Consider the following 1,559-nt stretch of genomic DNA (forward strand, 5'->3'; position numbering starts at 1 on the left):
CGGACCCGGCTTGTGTTCTGGGTCGCCAGCGGTTCGTCTGCTGCCCCGCCGGTGGCGTTGAGCGCGGAGCAGGCGGCCTGCGGATCGGGGTGGGTGCCCAGGGCGGTCGGGGCGCAGCTGAGGGTGGACGCCCGGAGGACGGTGGACGCCTCGTCGTCGCCCTGCGCGACGATGAACACGAGCGCGGACGGGGCGTAGAGGCTGGAGGGCTGAGCAGCCGCGATACCGGTGGTGCCGGCCAGACAGACAAGGGCGGCGGCGGAGGCGGCTGCGATGCGGTGACGCACGACGAAACTCACTTTCGATTCAAAGGTTGAACGCGATATTTGGTTTCGATATCGCGTCGTTGCGGCACCAGACTGTCCGACCCGAGGGCACACCGCATGTCGATGACCGATTTACGGACAGAGCGTTCGCATACCGACGACCGAATGGTCGTTCGGGCTGCTCACGGCGGGCGCAGCCGGTGCCGTAGCCGGACGTGGCGGCGGGCCGCACCGCCCGCGACGTGCACCCCCGCCCCCGCTGACCTGCTGTCGGCCGATCGCGGTTCACCGGACGGCCACTCAGCTTGACCGGATCTGCACGCCCGAACCCCGGGAAGCCCGGCCGTGGCGGACCAACTCCGCACCCACCCCTGACAGTCAGGCAAGGTCCCACCGGCGCCTTCGCCGTGGGACGCGACACCCTCCACCTGGTGGACCGGGGGCGCAAGGACCCCTGGGTACCGGCGGCCGACACGGGAGTTACTGCTGTCGCTGTACTACCCCGCACTCGCGCACACCGGAACTCCCGCTCCCCACATGGGCGTTCCCGAGGCCAAGGCACTGCTGACCGACGGGGGGCAGCTCGGCGAGTACGTCACCCCCGAGCGCGTCGCGGCCACCCGGACGAACGCGCGGGCCGACGCACTGCCCGGCCCACCGCGCACCGTTACCCACCGGGGACTGGGTGCCCGGGGAGAGCGAGGCGATGCTCAAGCGGGCCACGCTGGAGGCGACCGACGTCGTCATCGCCTCGCCCCTGTACTGGTACGCGCTCTCCGCGCACACCAAGCGCTACCTCGACTACTGGTCGGGCTGGCTCACCTCCCCCGGCTCGGACTTCAAGCAGCGGATGGCGGGCAGGACCCTGTGGGGCGTGACGGCCATGGCGGACCACGACGAGGCCCGCGCCGGCGGCCTGGTGACCGGCCTGCACCACACCGCGGCGTACATGCGGATGCGCTTCGGCGGGGTACTGCTCGGCAACGCGTCCCGTCCGGGCCAGGTGCGGGCCGACGAGCGGGCGTCGATCCGTGCGAAGACCTTCTTCGCCCAGGACGCACCCCTCGCCCGCTTCCCGGCCTAGGTCCAGCGGCGTATGGCGGGGGCGGGGGCGGGTTGTGAGACTGGCGGGATGGAAGACCTTCCCACATCACGGGCCGACGCGTACCTGCGGCGGATCGGGGCGCAGCGCCCGGTGTCGCCGAGTGCGCAGGCCCTGCGCGACCTGCACCTTCGGCATCTGCGGACCGTTCCCTTCGAGAGCCTGTCCATCCACCTCGGTCAGGCGATCGT

3 protein-coding genes are annotated in these 1,559 nt (G+C 71.4%); 2 read left to right on the top strand and 1 reads right to left on the bottom strand.

Annotation, left to right across the window (positions count from 1 at the left end; genetic code table 11):
* A partial coding sequence (locus ACFWVD_RS28500) for an SSI family serine proteinase inhibitor (RefSeq protein ID WP_379247975.1) occupies window positions 1–287 on the bottom strand: 287 nt, incomplete at its 3' end.
* Between the two features lie 664 nt (window positions 288–951).
* Between ACFWVD_RS28500 and ACFWVD_RS28505 the strand changes: the two genes are divergently transcribed.
* Both ACFWVD_RS28505 and ACFWVD_RS28510 read left to right on the top strand, forming a co-directional pair.
* Window positions 952–1,350 carry an NAD(P)H-dependent oxidoreductase gene (locus ACFWVD_RS28505; protein WP_379247977.1) on the top strand — a complete coding sequence of 133 codons (399 nt, stop codon included), beginning with the start codon at window positions 952–954 and terminating at the stop codon, window positions 1,348–1,350.
* Between the two features lie 48 nt (window positions 1,351–1,398).
* A partial coding sequence (locus tag ACFWVD_RS28510; protein ID WP_379247979.1) for an arylamine N-acetyltransferase occupies window positions 1,399–1,559 on the top strand: 161 nt, incomplete at its 3' end.

Source organism: Nocardia sp. NPDC058666 (assembly GCF_042714895.1).
GTDB lineage: Bacteria > Actinomycetota > Actinomycetes > Mycobacteriales > Mycobacteriaceae > Nocardia.